Annotated in this window: 25 protein-coding genes; 7 read left to right on the plus strand and 18 right to left on the minus strand. The window is 42.4% G+C overall.

Going from position 1 to position 24,777, the window contains the following annotated elements; genetic code table 11:
* Positions 1 to 87: 87 nt before the first annotated feature.
* Both C8D97_RS07495 and C8D97_RS18135 read right to left on the minus strand, forming a co-directional pair.
* Complete coding sequence (locus C8D97_RS07495; RefSeq protein WP_109763150.1) at positions 88 to 492, minus strand: BsuPI-related putative proteinase inhibitor; 405 nt, start codon at positions 490 to 492, stop codon at positions 88 to 90.
* 373 nt (positions 493 to 865) lie between these two features.
* A complete protein-coding gene (locus tag C8D97_RS18135; protein ID WP_170115177.1) occupies positions 866 to 1,021 on the minus strand; it encodes a hypothetical protein in 156 nt (51 codons plus the stop codon).
* Positions 1,022 to 1,394: 373 nt separating this feature from the next.
* Here C8D97_RS18135 and C8D97_RS07505 point away from each other — a divergent pair, with 373 nt between their 5' ends.
* Entirely contained in the window at positions 1,395 to 2,438 is a 1,044-nt protein-coding gene (locus C8D97_RS07505) for a cysteine synthase A (RefSeq protein ID WP_109763152.1), read from the plus strand.
* Between the two features lie 9 nt (positions 2,439 to 2,447).
* Here C8D97_RS07505 and C8D97_RS07510 read toward each other — a convergent pair whose 3' ends face one another.
* From C8D97_RS07510 to C8D97_RS07525, 4 genes are all read right to left on the minus strand, one after another.
* Entirely contained in the window at positions 2,448 to 2,855 is a 408-nt protein-coding gene (locus C8D97_RS07510; RefSeq protein WP_109763153.1) for a GFA family protein, read from the minus strand.
* Positions 2,856 to 3,177: 322 nt separating this feature from the next.
* A complete protein-coding gene (locus tag C8D97_RS07515; RefSeq protein ID WP_170115178.1) occupies positions 3,178 to 4,704 on the minus strand; it encodes a tetratricopeptide repeat protein in 1,527 nt (508 codons plus the stop codon).
* A 303-nt stretch (positions 4,705 to 5,007) separates the two neighbouring features.
* Positions 5,008 to 5,292 carry a transcriptional regulator gene (locus C8D97_RS07520; RefSeq protein WP_109763155.1) on the minus strand — a complete coding sequence of 95 codons (285 nt, stop codon included), beginning with the start codon at positions 5,290 to 5,292 and terminating at the stop codon, positions 5,008 to 5,010.
* Complete coding sequence (locus C8D97_RS07525; RefSeq protein ID WP_109763156.1) at positions 5,289 to 5,783, minus strand: hypothetical protein; 495 nt, start codon at positions 5,781 to 5,783, stop codon at positions 5,289 to 5,291. Before C8D97_RS07525 ends, C8D97_RS07520 begins: the two co-directional genes overlap by 4 nt.
* A gap of 312 nt (positions 5,784 to 6,095) precedes the next feature.
* On the opposite strand from C8D97_RS07525, the gene C8D97_RS07530 reads away from it, so the two are divergent.
* Positions 6,096 to 6,707: a hypothetical protein gene (locus tag C8D97_RS07530; RefSeq protein ID WP_109763157.1), complete on the plus strand. Its 612-nt coding sequence runs from the start codon at positions 6,096 to 6,098 to the stop codon at positions 6,705 to 6,707.
* 199 nt (positions 6,708 to 6,906) lie between these two features.
* On the opposite strand, the gene C8D97_RS07535 is transcribed toward C8D97_RS07530, so the two are convergent.
* The 9 genes from C8D97_RS07535 to bioB form a co-directional block, all read right to left on the minus strand.
* Positions 6,907 to 7,203 (minus strand): hypothetical protein, encoded by a 297-nt coding sequence (locus C8D97_RS07535; protein WP_109763158.1) that lies wholly within the window; start codon positions 7,201 to 7,203, stop codon positions 6,907 to 6,909.
* Between the two features lie 218 nt (positions 7,204 to 7,421).
* Entirely contained in the window at positions 7,422 to 7,769 is a 348-nt protein-coding gene (locus tag C8D97_RS07540) for a VOC family protein (protein WP_109763159.1), read from the minus strand.
* Positions 7,770 to 7,807: 38 nt separating this feature from the next.
* Positions 7,808 to 8,521 (minus strand): aspartate/glutamate racemase family protein, encoded by a 714-nt coding sequence (locus C8D97_RS07545; RefSeq protein WP_109763160.1) that lies wholly within the window; start codon positions 8,519 to 8,521, stop codon positions 7,808 to 7,810.
* Between the two features lie 76 nt (positions 8,522 to 8,597).
* The gene (locus tag C8D97_RS07550; protein WP_109763161.1) at positions 8,598 to 9,281 is read right to left on the minus strand and encodes a TorF family putative porin; all 684 of its coding nucleotides are present in this window, start codon (positions 9,279 to 9,281) and stop codon (positions 8,598 to 8,600) included.
* A gap of 109 nt (positions 9,282 to 9,390) precedes the next feature.
* Positions 9,391 to 10,083, minus strand: a complete 693-nt coding sequence (gene bioD / locus C8D97_RS07555) for a dethiobiotin synthase (RefSeq protein WP_170115179.1) — start codon at positions 10,081 to 10,083, stop codon at positions 9,391 to 9,393.
* Between the two features lie 176 nt (positions 10,084 to 10,259).
* A complete protein-coding gene (gene bioC / locus C8D97_RS07560) occupies positions 10,260 to 11,297 on the minus strand; it encodes a malonyl-ACP O-methyltransferase BioC (RefSeq protein ID WP_109763163.1) in 1,038 nt (345 codons plus the stop codon).
* Complete coding sequence (gene bioH, locus C8D97_RS07565) at positions 11,290 to 12,198, minus strand: pimeloyl-ACP methyl ester esterase BioH (protein WP_245411414.1); 909 nt, start codon at positions 12,196 to 12,198, stop codon at positions 11,290 to 11,292. Before bioH ends, bioC begins: the two co-directional genes overlap by 8 nt.
* The gene (locus C8D97_RS07570) at positions 12,116 to 13,381 is read right to left on the minus strand and encodes an aminotransferase class I/II-fold pyridoxal phosphate-dependent enzyme (protein WP_109763164.1); all 1,266 of its coding nucleotides are present in this window, start codon (positions 13,379 to 13,381) and stop codon (positions 12,116 to 12,118) included. Before C8D97_RS07570 ends, bioH begins: the two co-directional genes overlap by 83 nt.
* Complete coding sequence (gene bioB, locus C8D97_RS07575) at positions 13,382 to 14,455, minus strand: biotin synthase BioB (protein ID WP_109763165.1); 1,074 nt, start codon at positions 14,453 to 14,455, stop codon at positions 13,382 to 13,384.
* A gap of 180 nt (positions 14,456 to 14,635) precedes the next feature.
* On the opposite strand from bioB, the gene C8D97_RS07580 reads away from it, so the two are divergent.
* Together C8D97_RS07580 and C8D97_RS07585 are read left to right on the plus strand one after the other, a co-directional pair.
* Positions 14,636 to 15,868 carry a response regulator gene (locus C8D97_RS07580; protein ID WP_109763166.1) on the plus strand — a complete coding sequence of 411 codons (1,233 nt, stop codon included), beginning with the start codon at positions 14,636 to 14,638 and terminating at the stop codon, positions 15,866 to 15,868.
* 151 nt (positions 15,869 to 16,019) lie between these two features.
* Positions 16,020 to 16,889, plus strand: a complete 870-nt coding sequence (locus tag C8D97_RS07585; protein ID WP_146196116.1) for a ComF family protein — start codon at positions 16,020 to 16,022, stop codon at positions 16,887 to 16,889.
* A 43-nt stretch (positions 16,890 to 16,932) separates the two neighbouring features.
* On the opposite strand, the gene C8D97_RS07590 is transcribed toward C8D97_RS07585, so the two are convergent.
* Both C8D97_RS07590 and C8D97_RS07595 read right to left on the minus strand, forming a co-directional pair.
* A complete protein-coding gene (locus tag C8D97_RS07590) occupies positions 16,933 to 18,366 on the minus strand; it encodes a hypothetical protein (protein ID WP_210204886.1) in 1,434 nt (477 codons plus the stop codon).
* The gene (locus tag C8D97_RS07595; RefSeq protein WP_109763168.1) at positions 18,359 to 19,912 is read right to left on the minus strand and encodes a BCCT family transporter; all 1,554 of its coding nucleotides are present in this window, start codon (positions 19,910 to 19,912) and stop codon (positions 18,359 to 18,361) included. The genes C8D97_RS07590 and C8D97_RS07595 overlap by 8 nt, the downstream gene beginning before the upstream one ends.
* A 482-nt stretch (positions 19,913 to 20,394) precedes the next feature.
* Here C8D97_RS07595 and C8D97_RS07600 point away from each other — a divergent pair, with 482 nt between their 5' ends.
* Positions 20,395 to 21,720: an MATE family efflux transporter gene (locus C8D97_RS07600; protein WP_109763169.1), complete on the plus strand. Its 1,326-nt coding sequence runs from the start codon at positions 20,395 to 20,397 to the stop codon at positions 21,718 to 21,720.
* Between the two features lies 1 nt (position 21,721).
* The gene (locus tag C8D97_RS07605; RefSeq protein WP_109763170.1) at positions 21,722 to 22,714 is read left to right on the plus strand and encodes a serine/threonine protein kinase; all 993 of its coding nucleotides are present in this window, start codon (positions 21,722 to 21,724) and stop codon (positions 22,712 to 22,714) included.
* A gap of 155 nt (positions 22,715 to 22,869) precedes the next feature.
* On the opposite strand, the gene C8D97_RS07610 is transcribed toward C8D97_RS07605, so the two are convergent.
* Entirely contained in the window at positions 22,870 to 23,241 is a 372-nt protein-coding gene (locus C8D97_RS07610; RefSeq protein WP_170115180.1) for a tyrosine-type recombinase/integrase, read from the minus strand.
* A gap of 408 nt (positions 23,242 to 23,649) precedes the next feature.
* On the opposite strand from C8D97_RS07610, the gene C8D97_RS07615 reads away from it, so the two are divergent.
* Complete coding sequence (locus C8D97_RS07615) at positions 23,650 to 24,768, plus strand: ATP-binding protein (RefSeq protein ID WP_210204887.1); 1,119 nt, start codon at positions 23,650 to 23,652, stop codon at positions 24,766 to 24,768.
* Positions 24,769 to 24,777: the final 9 nt, after the last annotated feature.

Below are 24,777 nucleotides of genomic sequence, written 5' to 3' on the forward strand. Positions count from 1 at the left end.
AAAAACGAATTATGACGAAACTATATTGTCTGCTAATCTAGAACTCTTTTGATTGGCACTGTAAGAGTACAGTCTAAATTTTACACGTTATTTCAAGAGAATATCTTCGGACGCTGGCGGCGATAATCGCTTGTTATCCAAAAACAACACCAGCTCTGGAACCACCTGATAAGAACCAGCCGTTAATGGCTCACCCTGATTATCATTACCCTCACACTGCGCATTAAAGCGCATGGACTCACCCGGCGCCAATTGATGCTCCATCATCACCTGCATAAACAGCTGATTATAAAAAGCTGACCAAACTTCCTGGCCGTTATTCATCAGCTTGATATCAAAACCCGGTTGATTGGTTTGAAAATTAACATGCTTCGATGATGTATTGATCACTTCAACTGTAAAGTGAATCGAGTCACCTATGGCAAATCTTGTTTGATTTTGTCCGTTCTGATCAGTAATGTGTAATTTACTTTGAATAAAGCACCTCGATATTTAAAGGTTAATTAATACGATTGTTTCGGTTACTGCTTTATTTAACTCTAGCATAATTTTCATACGATTAACTATAAACCACTATTCTACGAATCAGTCTTACCTTGAATCGATATATTATTAATTACATAAGATATAACTCGTTCTGGCAGCAATATGAAAAGAACACAATTTAAGTGGACAGTCGATATTTAAAAAGATAAATCCAATCAACAGATTAACATCTACTTTTATTTCATTACCTCTGTTTCGCCTTTCTGGGCGACCTTCTTTTTCTGGCAGTTAATTGCTCCTGCATTAACTGCATTCACTACATCCATGTAGCTTAGCCAAAAAGAAGGCACAAATTCGTCGGGAACGAATTTGAACAGCGTTAGCTGGCCTGAAAGGTGGAGGGCAGGATGCCCGGAATAAAAGGCCCTACGCTCCAACAATTAAGCCCTACGGGTACCTCAAAATCACTCATACCTGTCAACACACCGTTATTGACAGCCTTCCATGGCTGACAATAACTTCCACTGGCTTCCATGCCAGTGGCTGTGTGCGGTATGAATAATTTTGAGCTTAATTAAGTCACTCTAAAACCAGAAAAACCAATCATGACAAAGCTATATTGTCTTTTTGTCTAGTGACCTTTTAATTAGCACTGTAAAATTAAACCAAAATTTTTACAAAATTATAAGCCACTATTCTACGAGTTAGTCTTATCCCATAGATCACCAGTCCTTTAAAATCTGCCTCTTTCACATTCAATAACTTTTAACTTCAGTATCATTCAAATTCGAATTCCTAAAATTAATATCTCATTACTCACTATTTTATAAAATACTGCTGTCGGACTAAAAAGCGCACAAGCTCTTTGTTATACTGCGCCTTTGCCAAAACGATAAACATATCTCACTATGACAACAACCCGACAAAATGTAGCCGAACTAATTGGTAACACCGATCTATTAAAGGTTCAGTCCTTATCAAACTTAACCGGATGCGATATTTACGTTAAGTGTGAGTTCCAAAATCCGGGCGGCTCCATAAAAGATCGCGCAGCACTGCAAATGGTTAAAGACGCTATGGAAAGTGGCGATCTAAAACCGGGAATGACCATTGTTGAAGGCACCGCCGGTAACACAGGCATCGGTTTGGCACTGGTAGCTAAAGCATTGGGCTTTAAAATGCTGACGGTTATGCCGAGTGGGCAAACGCCAGAAAAAGAACGCATGATTGCTTTACACGGCTCTGAGTTGCATCTGGTTGATCCTTGCCCTTTTGCAGACGACAACCACTTTTATCACACCGCCCGCCGTATTGCAGAACAAAACGATAACTACTGGTGGGCGAATCAGTTTGAAAACACCAGTAATATGCGCGCTCATTATTTGCATACCGGCCCTGAAATCTGGCAACAAACCGACGGTAAAATTGACGCAATAGTTTCCGTTTGCGGAACAGCAGGTACCATTGGCGGCACCTCAAAATATTTAAAGCAACAAGATTCTAATATCAAATGTTGGCTGGTTGATCCTGATGGGTCGGGAATATATCACTACCTAAAACAAGGAACTTATCAGTCATCGGGCAGTTCATTTACCGAAGGCATTGGCATTATGCGTACGGTTGCAAACTTTAGAGAAGCAAACATTGATAAAGCGATTAATCTGCCCGATCAGGATTTGGTTACGGTGTCACGCGCAGTACGCGATGCCGATGGTCTGGTTCTTGGCAGCAGTTCGGCATTAAACCTTGCTGGCGCATTAATGGTCGCCGCTAAATCAGGCAAAGGCAAAACCATTGTTACCTTTGCTTGCGATCTGGGCGAACGTTCCTATTCAAAACTGTATAACGCCGACTTTTTAAAACAAAAAGATATCGACGAAAATAAAGAATCCATAGAAACATTATTTGAACGTTACAAAGCGTCCGATGACAAGGCTATTGTAAATGTTTAACGCTCACATTTAAGGGGCGTATTTTTCAAACACCTGTTGCTCGGTTAAACAATCGGTCTGATTGGAAAATTCATAGAACGATGGCTTTTTATCTATAAAAATTTGTTCGGAAAAATGAAAGTCTTGCTGTTCAAATAATCCTGCAGGGATAATGTGCTCATTAACACCTTTAAGCCGATAAAATAAATGCGTTCCACAAGAATTACAAAATGCCCGCTCAGCCCAATCGGATGAGTTATACAGCGTGACATTTTTTTCATGACTAATGCCCACATTGGTGCCACAGTGAACGGCCATTAAGGGACCTCCACCCCATTGGCGACAAGTACGACAATGACAGACACTCATTTCATTATTATTCGATGAAACACTTAGGGTTACTTCGCCACACAGGCACCTGGCAGTTCGTTGAGTCATAAAAAGTATCTCCGTTCGTATGATTAAAGTGAAGTCTGACAGAATGTTTTAAGACAAATATGTCGTTTATTATCATGATGCTCTTAACTTGGGCTCGACCTTAATCTGGCTCAGTCTTTACTTAGAGCAGTCTTACCTAAATCAGTCTTTATCTGAATAGTCTTAGCCTAAGTTTATCTCGGCCTGACATACCAGACGTTAATAAACCAACATTTGTTTCAAGCATATTGTTTATCAACATTAAAAAGCCGCTCATGTTTTATCATACTTTACATGAGCGGCTATATATTAAGAATATTTATTACATTTAAATATGTTTAATTTATAACCCAGCTAACGCGGTTAAAAAACGACTCTTTTCGATAGCGTCGGCTCGTACAAGCGCATAGCCAACCGAGTTAAAGTTATGCTGTTTTACATCAGTAAATAATTTATGCGCTTCTTTTTTATCGCCACTTTGTTCCAGCGCTAATGCTTTGTGGTATTTAACATAAACTTTTTCCTGATTGGCTTTGCCATAATGAGCCACTGCGTTATTCCACTTTTCACTTTTTAGTGAAATAAAGCCCATCAACTCATGGTAGCCTTCGTACTTTCTTGAGTCATTAATTGGCGTTAACAGTTGATACATTTTATCGGCGGTATTAGTGGCAACAGTAAAGTTACCTTGTCTTGCCTGTAAGTAACCGCGCCAGAATTGATTATTTGCCCGCTGCTGACGATTAAATAATTTATCATCCACTTCGGTAATTTGTCGCTCAATTAAGGTTTCACGCTGGTTAAGTGTTTCCTCCGCCATTTTGGTCATACCATTATGCAGCTGAATCATTGCCAGATTGGTTAAGGTGAATATTTTACCTTGAACTTTTTGATGGGTTTTAATGGGCATGGCGTCAATTTCTTTAATCCAGTTTTTTAACTCAGAAATCGAATCCATAGGTTTATCCTGATACAAATGGGTAAACGCTTTGTAATTGCCAAGAAAAACGGCATTTTCGGGCTCTGCAACTTTTATGGCTTTTGTGTAGTCGGCAACCGCATCATCAAAGTGGCCTAAAAAGGTATTCACATGACCTTTTTTAGTAAACGCGGTGCCAAAGGTGGGCTCAACCAGAGATGCCCGTGTGTAATGGATTTTAGCCTGCTCAAGTTGCTGCTGCGCTCGAAGTGCATCACCCAGTCCTATATGGGCAAAAGCATTGGCCGGTTGGATTTCGGTAACCTTTTTAAAGGTTTTTTCCGCTTTAACAAAATCACGAGGCTCGTTAAATAAATAGTTATTACCCAGGTCGATCAGAGGCAATACATGAGAGCTATCCAACTTATGAGCTTTTGCAAACGCATCGCGCGCTTCTTCGTTGCGCTTGGCATCAGAAAGTACCTGACCTTTCATCCACCAACTAAAACTGCTGTCATTATTTTTCTTTTGCAGCTCATTCACCAGCTTTACTCGCTGCTCCGAGTCGCCCGTGATATAGGAGTACTGAATGTCGATCAGCAACTTTTCATCATCCGTTGCTTTTTTGTTTAAAGACTTGGCTTTCTTAACCGCCTGACTAAATTGCTCCGCTGAAGTAGGCGCAAAACTCAGTGCTAACCATCCCAGAGGATTATTCGGTTGCTGCTCGGTAATATGGCTGAATAACCGATTGGCACTCATGTATTTATTGTGCGCCAATGCCGCAAAACCCACTTGAAAATCGGCCTGACTGGCATCGGGTAACGCGGTAACCTTGACCCCCTTATACTGTGCCGGTGACGCCAATATCATGGGTGTCATCAACAGACTGAAGAGCAGCCATAATAGCGGCCGTTTGGAGTGACGCTGGTTTGATCGAAATGTATGCATGATGTTCTCCTTTTTACGATGTAAAAAGAAGCAAGGGCACATACAGAAGAACTCTGGAGAAGTTTTTTTGTTATAGTTTGCTCAATTCCATCTTCGCAAGACAACACCCTGCTTCAGGGTTTCTGATAACAGGTTAAGCTTTAAACGACACGTCATTTAATTTAGCAGGCAAACCTTTCACTGCCTCCCTTATCAAATCGTTTGTCGCATCGTTTATCACTCTGTATAAGCCTTGTGATTATAGCGAGTCTAACCAAAAGGTGTTTAGTTTAATTTAAGCTAAAACCAAAGATTTTAATACCACTAATCGACTATGGCTTTTAATGCCTTAACATGACCATTAAAGGCTTGAGTCCCGCTTTTCGATAACTCCAGCCAGGTGCAGGGTCGTCCCAGTTTGGTACGTTTTTTACTCTTGACGTAACCAGCATCTTCCAGCGCTTTTACATGTTTCGATAATACCGAGTCACTGACTTCAAGATGTTGCCGAAGAATCTGAAACTCAACTTGATCGGTGGCCGATAAAAAGGCGCAAATTTGCAGTCGATTAGGTGCATGAATCAAGTGATCAAACTCTGATTTACTCATGACGCGCCCCCCTGCTCAATCCATTCACCGGTTGGAAACAGATACAGCATGCCAGCCATTAATAAAGCATTAAACGAAGCCAGGGCGTAAGCCGCCCACTGATACCCCATAAGTGATAATTCACGGGCAAAAATCAGCGCCAGCCCAAAAACAGCTGCCTGGCAAATTTGCAATATCATGCCTGAATTGCTGGTTGGCCCCAGTCGCATTTTAATGCCCAGCAATCGGTTTCGATAAAGCAAAAAAGCCACCAAAATGACAAATGCAATAAATGACCCGATTAATCCGAGCGCCCAGACATTTTCATGCCGCATGGCAGAATAAGAAAAAGTCATCAAGCCAAAACTACCCCCCATAAGCACAATAAACCAAATGGGTGGCCTTAAGGTTTTAGCGACAGATGCATTAATTCTATTCAACGATTCCAGCGACGCTTTAGCTTCTGCCGCAGATATATTGCCGTTATTTTCAGTTGTCTTGTTTGGTTCCATGATAGTTTCCTTCATTTACTTTCCACTCTGGAAACTAATATAGATCAAACTTTCCAATATGGAAAGCATTAACTTTCCATTACGGAAAGTATTTATAAAAAAATAACGAGCCAAAACAACCTTAACCTATTGATTTAAAATAATTTAATGTAATGACTAAGTATCTAAATTAATTGTAATAATCCTTTAAAAAAATAATCCAAAGCGAAATCAAACTATTTCAAGAGTCATAACGACTAAAGCAATACGAGTTTTATCATTCAAGTTTTTAGACTTCCTTTCAAAGAGGTCATCATTTCAGGAGGATCCATTATGTCGCTTAAATTATTGAAGCCGCTATTAGCAGGTACCGGCACCGCCCTAATGTTATTATTGACGTTACTGGCCCAGTCAGCCACGGCGTCGTCAAACCATACCATTAATGTGGACAACCTTAATGGTCATTCATTATCCATTGTGGAATCGGACGGCAGCAATCCTGTTTATACCCTGGATGGAAAAACCTATCACTGGGAAAACCTTAGTGATGATCAAAAAACCGCACTGCTTAAAATTAGAAAGGATATGTCGAAAATAACCGCCCGGTTTACCGACGTTGAAAAAGCCATGCGACCTTATATTGAGGATATTGAGCTGGAAGCAGAAAAGATTTCAGCGCTGGTACGCGCAATTGAATTGCCAAAACCACCTGAGCCGCCACATTCATTGCCCGAGTTGGAAGCCCGAGCCGAAATGGTAGAAAGAGCCGAGCAAGTTGAGTTAACAATGCAAAAGCACGAAGCCACTATGGCCAAACATGAACAATTGATGCATTTAAAACAACTGAAACTTGAAAACTTTGAGCATGATATTGAACAAGAAGCCAAAGTGTTTGAGCAAGATTTTAATCAGCAATTAATGAAGATTATTGAGATACTTAACTAAATAGCCAGTCATATACACTTAAGAAAAAGCAGACATATGATTGAAATAATGGACTTACTCAATGCAAAAAAGTAAACGTTAAATCTTATGACCATAGAATGGCTGTAAAGTATAATAAAAAATTAAGCATCCACTATAAATTTTATTAAATCTTTACAGCCTCACCATTGTTCTTTGTAAAGAAATGCAGTCATTTGAGTCAAAAGAAAGTTGAAGCTGAACAAATTCCCAACCCAATGCAAAAATGAAATATTCTCAAGAGCTTAAATTTATCGCTGTTCGCATATAATGCTTCTCCAACGCCCAACGTATACATGTTTTTATTTAACATGAATGAATAAACCCATTGATAACCTATCAAGAATAATACCGAAGCCCAAATCCAATCTACAGATAATGGCCTTTCAGCGACATAAACACCACCCACAACAAAGAATGCTAGAGAAATAACAACTAATGCTGGCACCTTCAAATTATTTACTCTCATATTAATCATGACGTTCTTCTGTAACACCGATAGCTTGACTCGTTAATACGATTGTGGCCCCAAAGCTGATGCACTAACGCAAAGTCCGGTACTCGGAGTGACTGCAGTAGCTAAAGCTAATGTAAGAGCTCCCCTATTTACTACTGTATGAACATGTCTCTTGATGACATATTATTTACAACAGTTTGACAAGTACAATCGAACGATTAGTATTTTTTGTTGCCTCCTCAACCAGAGAATTCTGTAATATGCCATAGTTCTCCAGAAGGTCCCCAAAGATAGATTACCTTACCCCACGGCTCAGATTTTATGGGCTCATATCTTATGTCAAATCCTTTTAAGGAGATTACAACCTGCCATACTTCTTCAATTTTGAAAACTGACAGCTGAAGCATTAGATTACAAGCAAATTCTTCATTGTAAAAACGCTGCAAAAAGAACGAGCATTCTCCGTTTTCAAATAGAGTCAATTCATCAGTGACGTACTCAGCTTTAAAGCCAATAGACTCATAGAATGCTTTCGACGTTTCATAATTTTTGCTAGGAATAAATACTCGAATATCGTCAACTTCCATTGCATTCTCCCGGCCAGTAAATAAAATTTTTATAATGTCTAAGAGACGGATTCAGCATCCACACTCGATAAACACCAGGCCGCACCATATTCCGCATGGCAGGTCAGTGAGTCGATTAAAGGTACGGCCGTCATACTTTGATCAATCAGAAGGCCAATTTCGGTACAGCCCATCACAACCGACTCTGCTCCGGCCTGTTTTAATTGCTGAACTTGTTGCAAATAGAAATCTCTAGATGACTCCTTGATTTCACCTTTGACCAGCTCATCAAAAATAATTCGGTTAATTTCTTGCCGATCATCAGCTTGTGGTACCAACGCTTGAATGCCTCGTTGCTCCAGTGCCGACTGGTAAAAGCCATGCTCCATGGTAAAAATAGTTCCCAATACTCCTACCACCGATGTATTGGTTTTATCGCAGGTTTGTTTTATTGCATCGGCAATATGCAGTACAGGTAATCCCGACGCCTTTGCAACCTGATCAGCAACAATATGCATCGTGTTCGCACAAATAAGCAGGCCTTCTACCCCCATTGCTTTCATGGCTATGGCATCATCACTAAACGCTTGTGCAATTTTATCCCAGGCACCATCCAGTTGATGTTGATGGTGTATGGAAAAATCAACACTACGCAACACCAGATCCGCCGAAGCAACGCCACCCAAATGACGATTGACGAACTGATTAATAAGTCGATAGTAATCGAGCGACGAATGCCAACTGGTTCCGCCAAGTAATCCTAACTTCTTCATTATTTCTCCTTATCATTCAATCGGCTTTGTTCAGGGTGAAGACAATAATCCATAATCAACTGGATTAAACTTTAGCTTACCAAATATTATAAGTCACACCTGCTAGCGCATAATCTTCGTGTCGGTTGTGCGATCCTAATGTAACAAATACATTAAAATCTTTATTGAATGAGTAATTGCCGGAAACACTGTAATCATCGCCAGTTTCTTTACTATAGATAGGTTTAGCTATGCCATAATGTGCATCGACTCGCCATTGGCGATTAAATTGCCAAAAATACCCAAATTCCATATATTCTGTATCAAGCTCTTCGTTACGATGGTACACAGCCGAAACATCAAACGCTTCTAAACCAAAATGCCACTCCATTGACTCCTGAGTATTGTCCGACTCATAGCCGTAATACTTAGTGCCAAACATAACATTAAAATACTTGTCGACTTCTCCACGATAATTCAACGATGCTTCCAGCTTTCCATCGGTATCACCGTTCATATCGTACGACGATGCCCAAAATCGATAAGTCCAGCCTTTATCATTAGCGGCATAAAAACCTGCCTGCAAAGCCGGAGCATCATCACTTAACGTTTGACCTCGAAAGACATAGTTACTAACGGCCGTAGTATCGGCCGAATAACTCATTTGATTGGCAGCGACCAGGTTCGTCCCTAAAGTTACAATTACCAGCAACCAAAGTTTTATATTTTTTAACATAACTTTATTCAACATGCTCTTTTCCAACATAGTCTTTCCCAACATAATAACATCCTTAATTTTATTCAAAGCGCCGAATTATACCCAAGTACAGCGGGTAACAGAATGGAAAATTGACACAACCATTAAAACTCTCAAACCTTTTTATCTAGTTTCAGAGCAACCATTGAGACAAGTTTTTACCACTGCCATATGAACTGGTTAACGATTCAGCGTTATGTTCTGCCACTGCAATTAACGGCGCATCGATCATTCTGGTTAGCGTATCGAGATTATCCTGATACACCTCCATACCGGGATTGATTTGATTCGCAATCCAGCCGCGCAGTGTTAATCCTTTGGCCTGGATAGCTTGAACCGTTAACAATGCATGATTTATGCAACCGAGTTTCATGCCAACCACCAATATGACTTCTGCGCCAATGGCTTCTGGAATATCCGCAAAGGATTCGTTATCGTTAAGCGGCACTAAAAATCCACCAGCGCCTTCGACCAGACAAATATCATCCTTTAATGATAATGATTCAATGTGCTGTCGTATCTGTTCAAGGGTAATGGTTTGCTGATTAATTTTTGCAGCAATGTGCGGCGCAATGGCTTCAACAAAACAGAAGGGATTTACCTGATGGTAAGTTAGCTGACTATTCGCCGCGTTTTTTAAAATTAATGCATCATCATTATGCAGTTGTGGTTTACCAACTTCATCCAATCCTTCAACCGCACCGGCGGCTACCGGCTTTAAACAACTGACACGCAAAGATTGCTCTGCAAGTGTTTTTGCCATGATCCGGGTAACATAGGTTTTACCCGCATCGGTATCGGTTCCGGTAATAAAATATCGTTTCACAAGTAATACTCTTAATTTATTAGAAGCTATCTCTAAAATGCAGCTCTTGATGATACAGCGTTAAATTTCGATTCAAAATTTTCCTGGCCTCACCTTCGCCGCTACTTTTAAGATGCTTGAAAATTTTTTTGAGGAGGTTAGGTTTTTATAGGCGAATTATTTTAAACGGGGGTTTATTAATTTTTCTCAAGCGATACCTTATAAACGTCGCTGGCGCCAGTTTGATTGGCTGACATCGATTTAAATTGATTGCCCCAGCCGTGACCAAAAATGGTTTCGTAGGTTGCCGGAAATAAACCCTGCTCATCTTTAAAATTATCGTAGGCGTTTAGCATGGCTTGCCACTTGCCTTTACTCATTAATCCAGTGTGTCGTCCGGCATTCATATTATGAGCGCCTATGCCTTTTAAATCCTTAAAAACATCGGCCACCGATGAATAGGTAAAGGTAAGTTTTTCCATATCCATTACCGGATCAGCAACACCGGCCTTGATCAGCTCGTCGCCTATAATATGCATATCAATAAATTGATTGACATGAGTGGATTGGTCCACCGCTTGCCAGGCCTTTTTTAATTCAATTAACGTATCTGGGCCAAGAGTTGAAAAAATAATAAGCCCTTCGGGTTTCAGCACCCGTGCAAACTCTGCAAAAGTAGCTTGTAAATCATCGCTCCATTGCAAAGCCAAATTTGAAAATAACAAGTCGACACTGGCATCGTCAAACGGCAGCTGATTCATATCACTGCAATGATAATGACACTGCTTAATACCGATGTTTTTCAGCCAACCATTTTTATCATCCGCCAGTTCAATCATACCCGGCGCAATATCAACACCATGCACCTGTGCTTTACGATAGTGTTTTTTTAATGCCCGGGTGTAATGTCCGGTTCCACAACCTACATCAAGAATAATTTTTGGCTGAAGAGTCATTAACGATAAACGATCAAACAGACGGTCGCCAATTTCACGTTGAATAAAAGCAAACTTATCGTAGTCCGCTGCGGCTTTAGAAAAACTTTTTGCCACGTTCTGCTTATTGATTTTTCCAGCCACAGGATTTTCTTCCGTAATAGGGTTTGCTTCCGTAATAGAATTTTCTTCAGTATTAGAGCTGTGTTTGCTCAAATCTGTCTCTCCAGAAACGCGGCGGCCGGAGTCATTAACCGACTTATTGCTAATACTGTTTTTGTTAATGATGTCATTATTCATTGATTTGCTCTAAAAACGAAATCACGGCGTCACAAAATTTCGACTGATGAGAAAGAAACGGTGCATGGCTCGCTTTACGAAAAATCAGTTGGTCACTATTGGGCATTAATGCACTGATTTTATCTGCAGCTTTTACCGGCACCAGACTGTCGAGGCGCCCGTAAATACGCAATATCGAATGTGACAACTCACCAACCTGCTGTCGTAAATCCACTTGCTTTAAAACATTCAAACCACCGCGCAATGCTTTTTTTGCCGGACGGCCGTGCACAAATACTGTTTCTTTTAATTTTTGTACATCCTGCTTTTGTGTTTCACTGCCAAGGGTCTGGATCACCAGAAAACGTATTAAGGTGGTTTCGTAATCTTCTTCCAGTAAGGTGACAAAGTTTTCCATTACTTTGGGCTGCATGGCGTAGGGCCAGTCGTCACGAACCAGAAAATGCGGATTACTGCCGACAGTAATTAATTTATTCACCCGCTCAGGATGATGGCAGGCCAGATAGGTTGCCAACAATCCCCCCATCGACCAGCCAAGATAATGGGCTTTTTCGGGGATCACCTTTAATAACTGCTGCGCCATCATTTCAATGGTGTAATCATCGTTCGGCATAGGGCTGCGACCAAATCCCGGTAAATCAATATTGGTGATTCGAAAATGCTGACTCAACGCAGGATAAAGCGATTCAAAGATACCGCCGTGAACACCCCAGCCGTGTAATAACACCAGATCCGGTCCACTGCCCACTTGTTCAAAATAAGGTTGTAACGCCATTGCTAAGTTTACTTCATCGGTTGGTTCGAAAAGAATATCAGGCTTAATCGTATGCCCGATGCGTGCGCCACCATTGTGACAAACATGCAACCAGTCGCTCAATATCCGACGGTTGATGATCGGCATTTAATGTTATGCGTAAACGGGCACTGCCATTGGCGACCGTTGGTGGCCTTATAGCCCCTACCCAGAAACCATGCTGTTTTAAATAAGCCGCGCAATCAATACAGGCTTGTTCCTGCTTTAACAACACCGGTTGAATGGCGGTGATTGATGGCATCAGAGGCAAGCCTTTATCACTGGCGATATCACGAAACAATTGAATATTGCGCTGCAGCCGCTGCCTGCGTTCGGCATCCTGTTGCAGCAAAGTTAAGCTCTTGTGTGTGGTATAAGCCAGCGCCGGAGGCATGGCCGTTGTGTAAATATAGGGCCGGGCAAATTGGGTAAAGCTTTCCGCCACCGTTTTTGAGCTAGCAACAAAGGCACCCGCTGTTCCAAACGCTTTACCAAAAGTTCCCATCAGGATCGGCAGTTGCTGAGCGTCCAGATTAAAATACTCTTTGCAGCCACGCCCGGTTTCACCTAACACGCCCAATCCATGAGCGTCATCGACCAGTATAACCGCCTCATGCTGATTCACGACCGGTAGGTATTGATCCAGCGGGGCTATATCACCATCCATACTGAATACGCCATCGGTAACCACAGCTTTTATTCTTGCGTCATCTGACTTTCGGCTTATAGAAGCTTTGTCTGGAGAACCTCTGTTTGAAGAGTCTCTGCTTGAAGAACCTCTGCTTAAACAGGACAGCTGCTGTTGCAACGAAGCCACCGAACAATGCTGAAATCGTTTATGTTCGGCTTCACTGGCTCGTGCGCCATCAATCAATGAAGCATGATTTAATTTATCCTGCACAATACGATCAGACTTACCGAATAAACTCTGCAACATCGCCAGGTTGGCCATGTACCCGCAACTGAATAAGGTAACCGACTCATACCCGAGCCATTCGGCCAACGCAGTTTGCAGTTCAAGATGCGCATCACTGTGACCACAGATTAAATGCGACGCACCGCTGCCGATACCAAACTGTGCGGCACCTTGATGAAGCGCATCGATCAGTTCAGGATGGGACGCCAACGACAGGTAATCGTTACTGCTAAAATTAACCAGCGGTTCGGTTTGCCCCTGTTGCAAAACCAGAGGCCCCTGAGGACTGGTTAACGTTTTTTGTTCGCGCCACAAACCCGACTGATGCTGTTGCTGCAATCGTTGATCGAGCTTGCGATAAAACTTTTGATTCATTTACACCGCAGCGTTGGTAAATTTAACACCACCAACAGAATCAGCATTGGCCGCGTTAACCACATCCGCCACACTGGGATCTTGTGGCGCATCAGAAACCTCTCGAACCTCTGGCTTAATGCCCAGCTTATCGAATAACTGTTGATCGGCATTTTCATCGGGGTTGGCTGTGGTCAACAATTTTTCGCCATGAAAAATCGAATTGGCACCGGCAAAAAAGCACAGCGCCTGTGTTTCTTCACTCATATCTTCTCGCCCTGCCGACAAACGCACATAAGACTTGGGCATTATGATTCGGGCCGTTGCAATAGTGCGAATAAACTCGATGTGATCGAGTTTTTCTACATTTTCTAACGGCGTACCCGCAACCGCCACCAGCATGTTAATGGGTACACTTTGCGGTTGCTCAGGTAAGTTTGCCAGCTCCATTAACAAACCGTAGCGATCTTGCACTTCTTCACCCATACCGATAATACCGCCACTGCACACATTAATGCCTGCGTCGCGAACATTTTGCAGTGTTACCAGTCGATCTTTATAGGTGCGGGTGGTGATGATTTGATCATAATAATCTTGCGAAGTATCCAGATTGTGGTTGTAGTAATCGAGCCCGGCCTGCTTTAACTTGTCAGCCTGATCGTCGTTTAACATTCCCAATGTGACACAGGTTTCCAGCCCCAGTGATTTAACGCCCTTGATCATCTCCAGCACCACATCAAAATCCTTGGTGCGCGGTGAACGCCAGGCCGCACCCATGCAAAAACGCGTTGCACCGGTTTGTTTTGCTTTACGGGCGTTATCTAAAACTTCATCAATTGCCATCAGCTGTTCTTTCGACAATCCCGTATTATAGTGGCCACTTTGTGGGCAGTAGGCGCAGTCTTCCGGACAAGCGCCGGTTTTAATGCTTAATAAAGTTGAAGTCTGGACTTCATTGGGATTAAAATTTTGTCGGTGAATGGTTTGTGCGTGAAACAACAAATCATTGAATGGCATGGTAAAAATTGACTTAACCTGCTCAATGGTCCAATCATTTCGAACCTTTCCGGTAATCAGTTGTTGTGGATTATTCATGGCGACTTTAAGACCTTGGATTGAGTAATATCGATGTCGCTAGTTTAAGCTCTGCCCTTTAAGAGTCAACCGGTCAACCAGACAAGAGTTTACAAATGACTATTTTTCAACCAGCGGTAAGGCTTCTAATTACAATCAAATGGTCTAGACTGTTAATAAAGGAATAATAAAACTGACGTTATGAAGATACTCCACATCGAGCCCGGCCGCAGTATTGCGCAGCTGGTCGCCATTAGCCTGCAAGACATCGATTGCCAACTGACACAGGTGAGCAACTTCACCGATGCTATTTCACAACTGAAAACCCAGTCGTTTGATGTTATTTGTTCGTCGAATGCGCCAGATGGTCGCGATAGCACCGCTTTTTGTGCCAAATTACGAGAACGTCAGGAGTTAAAGTATGTCCCTTTTTTGCTTTACGCCACCGATCTTAAAAAAGAGCTATTAATTAAATGTGCCGAATGCGGTGTCACTGAGCTGATCAATAAATCGGAATTATCCGAGAAACTGGCGGGTTACATCAAACGTTACCAGAAAGTACACTCCAAAATTGACGGACGTGTTCTGGTGGTTGAAGACAGCCAGTCACAAAAACAATATCTGGATTCTTTAATCAGGGAAACCGGCTTAACGGTTGAAGCTTGCAGCAATGTTGAAGAAGCCTGTTATCTGCTTACTCAGAATCAATACCATCTGATCATCACCGATGTGTTTTTATCCAGCGAATACACCGCCCTTGAACTGGTTTCTCAAGTTAAGAATTTACCTCCACCGAATAATATGGCCTTTATCATCGCCATCAGCTCTTTTGATAATGCATCACGGCGACTGGAACTGTTAAATCGTGGTGTCGATGTATTTATGGCCAAGCCAATTGATGGTAAAGAACTGCAAACCATTGCCCGAAGTTTTGTCGAAAAAAGCCTATCACTGAGTCAGTTTTATGCCACACAATCACCCGATACGGTGGTTGCACCTGCAATTCGCAGCGGCATAGATTCTCCCCATCAAAAGCAATGCTCCGTGCTTTATATTGAAGACAATAAAGTATTGCAAATATTAATGAAAAACTTCGTCTCCTCCATCGACAATGTCACAATCAGCCTTGCCACCACGGGTGAAGAAGGCATGCAACAGATTTTGCAACACTCCCCCGACATACTGCTTCTTGATTTAAACTTACCTGATACCGATGGCTGGAGTCTTGCTGAAAAAATTCGCCAGACCGATACTGGTCACACTCTCAAAATTATTGCCGTAACCGGCGAAATTATGAATCAAGAGAAAAAACAAAATGCTGAAACTCTGTTCGATGGTTTTATTGCCAAACCGTTTAACAAAGAGCGCATCGATAATGTTATCGCTCAACAACGTACTATTCTGAGACAGGCGGCAATAGCGTCAGGTGAATAAATTTATCGTTAGAATTTTTCTAATGAACTTTCGCCTGATTGACAAGTAAATATGATTCATAAAATAGTTATCATTTAACAATTTCTGCTAGCCGACAATAAGCGAACCACTAAAAAGGATTTTAGTTGAATTTAATTAAATGGATTTTCAGGTGATAAAAACTGCAACGGAAAAATTAAAACAATCCCTAGTTAGCAACGTAAACCACCAGTGCCAGCTCTGTCACTGCGACACGCCATTGTCGCAACAATGGGTTTGTACCACTTGCGAACGTGAATTGCCTTTTAGTCCTGCAGCCTGCATCACTTGTGCTGCACCGTTAAAAAGTAGTTCCGATCGTCAGTGCGGTCAATGCTTGATTAATCCACCTTCGCTCGATCGTTTAATTACCTGCTTCGACTACCTTTACCCCATAAACAAATGGTTACCCGCGTTTAAATTTTCGCGGCAAACGGCTCTCGCTCCCTGGCTGGCAAATCACTTGGCAAATTCAATTATCAACCGTTCATACACTAATATTGACCAGGACAACCCAAACGGGTTTGAAAATCAAAACCTTAAAACAAATGCTCTTACAAAGAAAAACTCGGAAGAGAATGGCCTTACATTTAATAACTTGAAAAACAGTAACTTGAAAAACAGTTATCTGGAAAATCATTTACCATTAATGCCAGAAGCCATTATTGCCGTGCCATTACACGGCAAGCGACTAAAACAACGCGGTTACAATCAGTCGGAATTAATCGCAAAACAATTATCCCGATTGCTCGGCATACCACTGCTTACCGATGCCGTCATTCGAACCAAAAAAACCGAAGCGCAATCGGGTTTATCCTTAAAGCAACGGCAATCTAATATTCTGCAGGCGTTTCAGGTTAGCCAAAATTTGCCTGCACACATTGCATTGGTGGATGATGTATTTACCACAGGCAGTACGCTGAATGAATTATCTCGAAAACTAAAACTGGCAGGGTGTGAGTTTACCCAGGGCTGGGTAATCGCTCACGCCCCGCTGGCTTGATCAATTATTTTTCAATGGTATACATGTCATCAAAAAAATAACGTTAAAAGTAATAACCAAAATTAATATTAAACCGGTTGTTCACTGAACCTGTATCACTGGCAATTGAACCGCCAATAAACGGCTGGTTTTTGGCACGCACATAATCAACGTAAGTATAAAACCCACCACCGGCAGCGACCGCGACACCCAGCACATTCATCCAGGTATCATTCTGTAATGATTGTTTATCGGTAATGATGCTGTGATCATTATAAAACGTCAGACTGCTCGCTGGCCCAAGAGAGACCGGCAAGGTGTAGGCGACATTGGCGGTGTAGACTCTGGCTTCACTCGGAATGGTGTCGTAAAACGAATAAGCCGCCATCACAACGCCAGTGTTATCGACTTTTAAATCGTAATTATAATCTGCCAGTTGTGCCTGAAAATTCCACCGATCAAGATTATAAATACCATGAACAGCGATAGCCTGACGATTTCCCATATTGTCGTTGGCATACTGGGCTACGGGGCTGGCCGCATCAATGTTTCCAGAATAGAGATTACCGCCTTGCACGGACAGGCCAAGTTCCAGATTTTCATCGTCTGAAAAAGTCCACTTGTGCGCACCACGTAACGCGTAGCTGTTGCTTTCGCCAACCGCAAGTGACGGCACATCGTAAATACCTTCGCCCGCTAATCGAATGCCCACGGTATCGTAGTTGTAACGCTCGGTTCGATCATTAACAAAACCATCAACGCCGCCCTGTTCGTCGGATTTTAAAAACGCAATATCAAAATCCCAGTCGTCACTTCGATAGCGCATTTTAAAACCACTGTCGTGCTCATCTTCCAGCCCCACGTAAAAGGTTGAGTTAAAGAAATAACTGTGCGAGTTGTAAGGCATATTACCAAAAGGCACTTTTATAACGCCCACCTGCGCTTGCCAGTTATCGGTAACATTGTAACCAAAGTAGGCGTGTTTAACGGCTTCCTGATACTGGAACCAACGATACTCGGCGGACAAAATCACATCGCCAATTTCACCATCAAAGTTTAACCGAAAAATATCAAAATCCAGATCCCCGGTTCGACTTTCATTGGCACGATTATAATCTTCATACACGTATTGAAAACGAACCGCACCGTGTACTTTGATTGGCCAGTTTTGATTTTCTTTAGCCTGCTTTTCAAGCTTTTTCAATCGTGCATTGGCACCTGAGTCGGCTGGCGACTGAAAACTTTGCTGGTTCGATTTTTTTTCAGCGCTTTGATCCTTTGAATTTTTTTCAAGGTTTACCGACGTTCGGCTGAGCTTTTTTTCTAACTCATCAATGCGCTTTTCAAGTGCTTTAAGGTTTGAGGTATCTGATGACTTTACCTTTTGCCCCGACTCCGCATCGGAAGCTTGAACACTCCCAATGGCGCTCAAGCTCAAAACGGTCAATAGAATAGTTACTTTATAAACAGTTGCTTTATCAATGCTTGTCTTAAACATGAGGCGACTCCTTATCCACTCGAGGATAAATATGCTGAGTGACATAGTCTTCCTGTAAAGCTTTGAACAAACAAAATGCCATCAGCAGCAACACTACCGCAAAAGGTAAGCCAGTTGAAATGGCTGCCGCTTGTAGTGCAACCAGTCCACCGCCCAACATAAGTACCGCTGCAACCACACCTTCGGTAACCGCCCAAAACACACGTTGCGCCGTAGGTGGATTAAGATGGCCACCGGAACTTAACATATCAATTACCAGAGACCCTGAGTCAGATGAGGTGACAAAGAAAATCACCACCAGAAACATGGCAATCAAACTGGTAATTAATGACCAGGGCAACTGTTCCAGCATGGCAAACAGACTCATGGCGTAATCGTTATTCACCGCTGCAACAATACTGGCATCACCAAATATTGCAGAATATAAAGCGTTACCACCAAAGCCACTCATCCATAAAAAAGTCATTAACGAAGGCACCAGCAATACACCCAGCACAAACTCTTTAATGGTGCGTCCTTTGGAAATTCGGGCAATAAACACCCCAACAAATGGCGACCAGCCAATCCACCAGGCCCAGTAGAATACTGTCCAACTGCCCTGCCAGTTCGACTCCGCTTGATAAGCTTCTGACCAGCTCGATAACTCAAATAAATTTTGCAAATAGTGTCCGGTGTTTTGCACAAAACTTTTCAAAATAAATAGCGTGGGTCCAAGCAAAATAACAAACAACAACAACAGTGCCGCCAACATTAAATTCAACTGACTGAGTCGCTTAATGCCCTTATCCAGCCCGCTGACCACCGAAACAGTGGCAAAAGCAGTAATAATGGCTATCAACAAGACTTTCATCCACACCGACTGGGAAATACCAAACAAATGATTCAAGCCGGCATTAACCTGATCAACCCCCAGCCCCAGCGATGTTGCCACACCAAACAACGTCGCTACCACGGCAATAATGTCCACCAGGTTGCCCCAGAAGCCGTGTATTTTTTCACCTAATATTGGGTAAAAAGCCGAGCGTATCGACAATGGCATTCCGCGATTAAAGGTAAAGTAAGCCAGTGTCAGTCCGATCACCGCGTAAATTGCCCAGGCGTGTAATCCCCAGTGCAAAAACGTAATGTCCATAGCCTGTGAAGCGGCTTCCATGGTGCCGCCTTCACCGCGAGGCGGGCTGCCATAATGAAAAATGGGTTCGGCAACCGCCCAGAACATAAGCCCAATGCCCATACCGGCACTGAACAACATGGCAAGCCAGCTTAAAAAGGAATAGCTGGGCTTGGCGTCATCGCCGCCTAGCCGGACATGTCGATAACGACTCACCGCCATATACACGGCAAAAATCAAAAATAATTGAACCGCTAATATTAAAAACCAGCCAAAGTAGCTGGTAATACCCTCTTTTGTGGCATTGAATAATTCAGTCGCAGTTTCGAGATTAAATATGGTACCCAGTACAAAAATAAAAATAAGTGCGACGGACGTAAAAAAAACGACGGGATGCACCTTCATATGGCGATCCACCAATTGTTTAATAGACACGAACAACTCCCCCTTCGTTGATAACAGACACACAAAACACCATGCTTAACGTCTGTTGTAACGGACAGCTTTTCGTTGTAGAGCGGTGATGGACGACCCTGTTCATCGCAAGATCATTGTTAATTGTGCACCGGAGCCATCACCGAATCGAAAAGCCCCTGTGTTTTCCCAATCTTATATAGCATGGTATCGCTGCCATATATTTCAACCTTTGTGCGCCAATCTATTGAAATAAAATGAAAAAAGTCGTTTAAACCGGGTAATCAAGACGAATTGGCTATGTTTATCTCCATTTTAAAAGCCTAATCATCTAACAGGATTAACCTACAAATTATCCAGAAAACTTAAAATCAGCGTGCATTACTCTGTATCGTCTCTAAAACAGCAAATTCACCAACCTTTACATTTGAGCCTTAGTGTCAATACGGTTTCCTGTTACCATGTGCGCTGATTATTATTCGTTATACAATTGAGTGAGTTTTGTGCATCAAACAGATCGTTATAAACACATACTAACCATCGCTTTGCCGATTATTGGCGGCATGATGTCACAAAACGTCCTCAATCTGGTCGATGCGGCCATGGTGGGTTATCTGGGTACTGCGCAACTGGCCGCGGTTGGTTTGGCCAGCTTTATCAACTTTGTTGCTGCTGCTGCATTTATGGGTATGTCAGCAGGCGTACAGGCAATGGTATCCCGGCGCATGGGACAGGGCCGCACTCAGGAAGTAGCGAACCCACTCAATGGCGCATTACTGACTATTTTTTGTATTGCGACTCCGGTTTCAATCTTTTTAATTGCCTACGCTGAAAATATTGTCGGTTGGTTAAATGATGATCCCGAAGTGGTCAAACACGGCACCGACTATCTGCAAGTTCGTCTCGCAGCCATTATGTTTGTGGGCATGAATTTTTGTTATCGTGGTTACTGGAGTGCGATCAAAAAAACCCGGTTTTATCTGACCACTCTGTTACTGATGCACAGCTTAAATATTTGCCTGAATTACGTGCTTATTTTTGGCAAATTTGGTTTTCCGGAACTGGGAGTAATGGGCGCCGGAATGGGTACCGCCATTTCCATGTTTGGCGGCACAGTAATCTATAGTATTCTGGCCACTCGCCATACCCGTCAATACGGTTTTGGCTTGCACCTGCCGAAAAAAGAAACGCTGCTAACCGTAATTAAAATTTCGATCCCATCATCCATTCAGCAATTATTTTTTGCACTCGGTTTTACCACATTATTCTGGATTGTTGGTCAGGTAGGAACGCACGAGCTCGCCGCCGCCAATGTTCTCACCAATATTACATTGGTCGCTATTTTACCCTGTATCGCGTTTGGTATTTCATCGGCGACACTGGTGGGCCATGCTCTTGGAAAAGACGATCCGGAAGATGCTCACCGGTGGGCATGGGATACGGTAAAACTGGCAATGGCGATTGTGTTTCTGATTGGCCTGCCGATGATCATAGTGCCCGAGTTTTTGCTCGGTCTGTTTATTCATGAGCCGAAACCGATAGAAATTGGTACACTGCCACTGCGACTTGTGGGTATTGGTATTATGATCGATGCCATGGGATTGGTATTAATGAATTCATTACAAGGCGCTGGCGCAACCAAAGCAACACTAAAAGTTTCATTAATTATGCAATGGCTGATCTTTTTGCCACTGGCGTATTTAATGGGACCGGTATTGGGACTTGGGCTTACTGCCATCTGGATAATGCAGTTTATTTATCGCGGCATTCAGGCGGGCATTTATGTCTGGCTGTGGAATAATCGCGGCTGGACCAGCATTAAGGTTTAATATGAACGAACAACCGACGCATTTTTACCAACTCGATCCCAATACTATTCTAGATGCTCTAGAAAGCATTGACGTTATTGCAGAAGCAGCTCTATTGCCACTGAACAGCTACGAAAATCGCGTCTATCAGTTTCGTGATAGAGATAATACCAAGTTTGTTGTTAAATTTTATCGGCCATCGCGCTGGAGCGATCAACAAATTCTCGAAGAACATCATTTTTCTGAGCAAATGGTCGACGCAGAAATTCCGGTTGTTCCTCCAATGAAAATCAATCAGTCAACCTTGCATCACTTTAACGACTTTCGTTTTTCGGTATTTGAAAATCACGGTGGTCGCCATCCTGATCTGGATAATGAAAAAACATTAACCTGGCTTGGTCGATTTATTGCCCGCATTCACAATGTCGGCGAAATAGAAAATTTTAAAACCCGCTGGACCATCACGCCAAAATCGTACGCCATTGATAGTTACCAGTTTTTAACCGAACATGAGTTTATTCCACGCGAATTAAAAGAATCCATGGACAGTGTTTGTCGGCCACTGATCGATGAGTGCGTCAAACGATTTGATCGTTTTTCTGATATTACACAACTGCGTATTCACGGCGACTGTCATCCTTCCAATGTCATGTGGACCGACGACGGCCCACATTTTGTTGATCTGGATGACTCACGCACCGGCCCCGCGGTTCAAGATTTATGGATGCTGATCACCGGCGATGATGATGAAAAAATCAATCAGCGCAATGCGATCCTTGATGGTTATGAAGAGTTTCGAGAGTTTGATGATCGAGAATTGCAATTAATAGAACCACTGCGCGCCATGCGCATGATGCATTACATGGGCTGGCTGGCAAACCGCTGGGATGACCCAAGTTTTAAACATAACTTTCCCTGGTTTAATACCACTCGTTATTGGGAAGAACAGTTGTTAAATTTAAAAGAACAACTAGGTACGCTGCAAAATGAAGTCACACCGGGTAACTGGCTTTAATACTTGAAACCATTCACCCGGATATGCTCTACCCGCATTTAATATTAATCTGGGGTCTTCTTTATATCTCTCTTTGTATTCCTTAGATGTTTCAATTCCCATTTCTTGAACTTTTTTTTGTGCTTCAGAATATGTGTACTTATTTTTGTAAGATTTCATTTGGCCTCCAATAAAAACTGCAAATTAATACTAGAGTTGATCAAAGCGGTTTGTTCCGCATTTTTTAATTGGCGACGGACTTTCTTTTCGGTTGGTTGTGTATAAATCTGTTGGCTCTCGATAGACGCATGATGCATAGCTGTTTTAATAATAATCGAAGGTACACCTGATTCAGCTAAATTCTGGCCGTAACGGTGACGATCAGCGTGAGATGTTGTACAGGCTTCTTTGCTATATTCCAAGCCGATTCGTTTAACTGCTCGTTTACGCGATTCGCTGTAACTTTTAATCGTATAGGGTGTACCTTCACGGGATGTTAAAGCATACGGATGCTCCAGCCCCTTTTTGATAGGAAACCGCTGATACATCAGATACATTTTCCATAGCAAGAAAAATTGTTGCTTTTGTTTTCGGCGTCTTCCTTCAGCGCCTGGTTATACTTTTTGTCGCCAATTTCAAAATATTGAAGGTAGACGAAAAAGATGGGTAGTACAGCTTAGGTTACCACTAACAAAATGACTGTCGCTTTAATGAGCTTGCTGGTTTGATAGTTTTGCTATTCATATCCCTGTTTTCATGCCTCAACTGATCAATAAAGATACCTATTATGCGTCAACTATACCCTAAATAGAGAGTGAACCAGTTGACAATTTGTCAGGTTGAGTTGATTTTGGACAAAAATCACTTTGCTATGGATAGACAGATGTGAATCCGTGGGTTAGATTGCTAATTCGACTAAATTGTGGCGGGAACTTTCAACGAGCACGAAAGCTTTTATGGCCGATAGTCATCAGCGAATTTCGGAAAAAGTGGGAATATTTATGGAAAATGTGCAACGTCTACCAGCAGAAGATGGATTCAGCAAGGAATTAGAGCGATTAAAAGAGGTCGATAAAGCTACAAAGCCCACAGGTTGGTCACTGAGTCCCGAAATGGTCCGCTTATTTATACTCGGCGGAGAAATTAATGGCCAAACCATATCACGAAAAATTTACGGTAATGACGATATCATCGAAAAAGCAATCGTCACCCTCATAGGCCAAAGAGGCCTTTTACTCGCCGGGGAGCCAGGTACCGCAAAATCAATGTTGTCCGAACTACTCGCTGCCGCCATCAGTGGAAATAGCAAATTGACAGTGCAAGGCAGCGCAGGCATCGTTGAAGAAAATATTCGTTACGGCTGGAACTACGCGCTTTTACTTAAATCGGGCCCCTCTTTAGATGCCCTCGTTCCGGGTCCATTGTACCAAAGTATGTTGCAGGGTCAGATAATGCGATTTGAAGAACTCACCCGCTGCCCTACAGAAATCCAGGATAACTTAATCCCGGTGATGTCAGACAAAATCCTGCACATTCCAGAAATTGCCGATGAGCAATTAAGTTTTCAATTAGCCAAACCAGGATTCAATATTATTGCCACTGCAAACCTCAAAGACAGAGGCGTTAATGAAATGTCTTCGGCATTAAAACGGCGATTTAACTTTTTAACGATGCACCCGCTTTCTAAACTGAGTGATCAAGTTTCCCTGATCAATGGTGAAGTCAATAAACAATTAGAAAGCCAGAACATTGCCATACAATTGGATAATCAGGTAACCGAGGTTCTTGCAACAGCGTTTAAGGATTTAAGAGAAGGTTCTGTCGAAGGTCAGGCAATCGATAAACCTAATGCTATTATGTCAATGGCCGAAGCAATAGAAGTGGGTTTCACCGCATCTGTTCACGCCCATTATTTTGGCAATAACGCGGTAACCCCTCATAATATTGCCGATCAATTAATTGGCACCGTCATTAAGGATGATGAAGATGATATTAAACGCTTTAAAAGCTACCTTAAAACGGTTTCACGAAAACGTTCTTCAAGCGAATGGCAAAACTTCTCAGGTAACGCTTAGGTCGACCTG

It is taken from the genome of Pleionea mediterranea (assembly GCF_003148745.1).
GTDB lineage: Bacteria > Pseudomonadota > Gammaproteobacteria > Enterobacterales > Kangiellaceae > Pleionea > Pleionea mediterranea.

Bases quoted from the DNA above. Each gene is read 5' to 3' on its own strand.
- C8D97_RS18135 (WP_170115177.1), bottom strand. From the start codon at position 1,021: ATGGAAGCCAGTGGAAGTTATTGTCAGCCATGGAAGGCTGTCAATAAC.
- C8D97_RS07505 (WP_109763152.1), top strand. From the start codon at position 1,395: ATGACAACAACCCGACAAAATGTAGCCGAACTAATTGGTAACACCGAT.
- C8D97_RS07510 (WP_109763153.1), bottom strand. From the start codon at position 2,855: ATGACTCAACGAACTGCCAGGTGCCTGTGTGGCGAAGTAACCCTAAGT.
- C8D97_RS07515 (WP_170115178.1), bottom strand. From the start codon at position 4,704: ATGCATACATTTCGATCAAACCAGCGTCACTCCAAACGGCCGCTATTA.
- C8D97_RS07520 (WP_109763155.1), bottom strand. From the start codon at position 5,292: ATGAGTAAATCAGAGTTTGATCACTTGATTCATGCACCTAATCGACTG.
- C8D97_RS07525 (WP_109763156.1), bottom strand. From the start codon at position 5,783: ATGGAACCAAACAAGACAACTGAAAATAACGGCAATATATCTGCGGCA.
- C8D97_RS07530 (WP_109763157.1), top strand. From the start codon at position 6,096: ATGTCGCTTAAATTATTGAAGCCGCTATTAGCAGGTACCGGCACCGCC.
- C8D97_RS07535 (WP_109763158.1), bottom strand. From the start codon at position 7,203: ATGATTAATATGAGAGTAAATAATTTGAAGGTGCCAGCATTAGTTGTT.
- C8D97_RS07540 (WP_109763159.1), bottom strand. From the start codon at position 7,769: ATGGAAGTTGACGATATTCGAGTATTTATTCCTAGCAAAAATTATGAA.
- C8D97_RS07545 (WP_109763160.1), bottom strand. From the start codon at position 8,521: ATGAAGAAGTTAGGATTACTTGGCGGAACCAGTTGGCATTCGTCGCTC.
- C8D97_RS07550 (WP_109763161.1), bottom strand. From the start codon at position 9,281: ATGTTGGGAAAGACTATGTTGGAAAAGAGCATGTTGAATAAAGTTATG.
- bioC (WP_109763163.1), bottom strand. From the start codon at position 11,297: ATGAATAATGACATCATTAACAAAAACAGTATTAGCAATAAGTCGGTT.
- bioH (WP_245411414.1), bottom strand. From the start codon at position 12,198: ATGCCGATCATCAACCGTCGGATATTGAGCGACTGGTTGCATGTTTGT.
- C8D97_RS07570 (WP_109763164.1), bottom strand. From the start codon at position 13,381: ATGAATCAAAAGTTTTATCGCAAGCTCGATCAACGATTGCAGCAACAG.
- bioB (WP_109763165.1), bottom strand. From the start codon at position 14,455: ATGAATAATCCACAACAACTGATTACCGGAAAGGTTCGAAATGATTGG.
- C8D97_RS07580 (WP_109763166.1), top strand. From the start codon at position 14,636: ATGAAGATACTCCACATCGAGCCCGGCCGCAGTATTGCGCAGCTGGTC.
- C8D97_RS07590 (WP_210204886.1), bottom strand. From the start codon at position 18,366: ATGTTTAAGACAAGCATTGATAAAGCAACTGTTTATAAAGTAACTATT.
- C8D97_RS07605 (WP_109763170.1), top strand. From the start codon at position 21,722: ATGAACGAACAACCGACGCATTTTTACCAACTCGATCCCAATACTATT.
- C8D97_RS07610 (WP_170115180.1), bottom strand. From the start codon at position 23,241: ATGTATCAGCGGTTTCCTATCAAAAAGGGGCTGGAGCATCCGTATGCT.
- C8D97_RS07615 (WP_210204887.1), top strand. From the start codon at position 23,650: ATGGCCGATAGTCATCAGCGAATTTCGGAAAAAGTGGGAATATTTATG.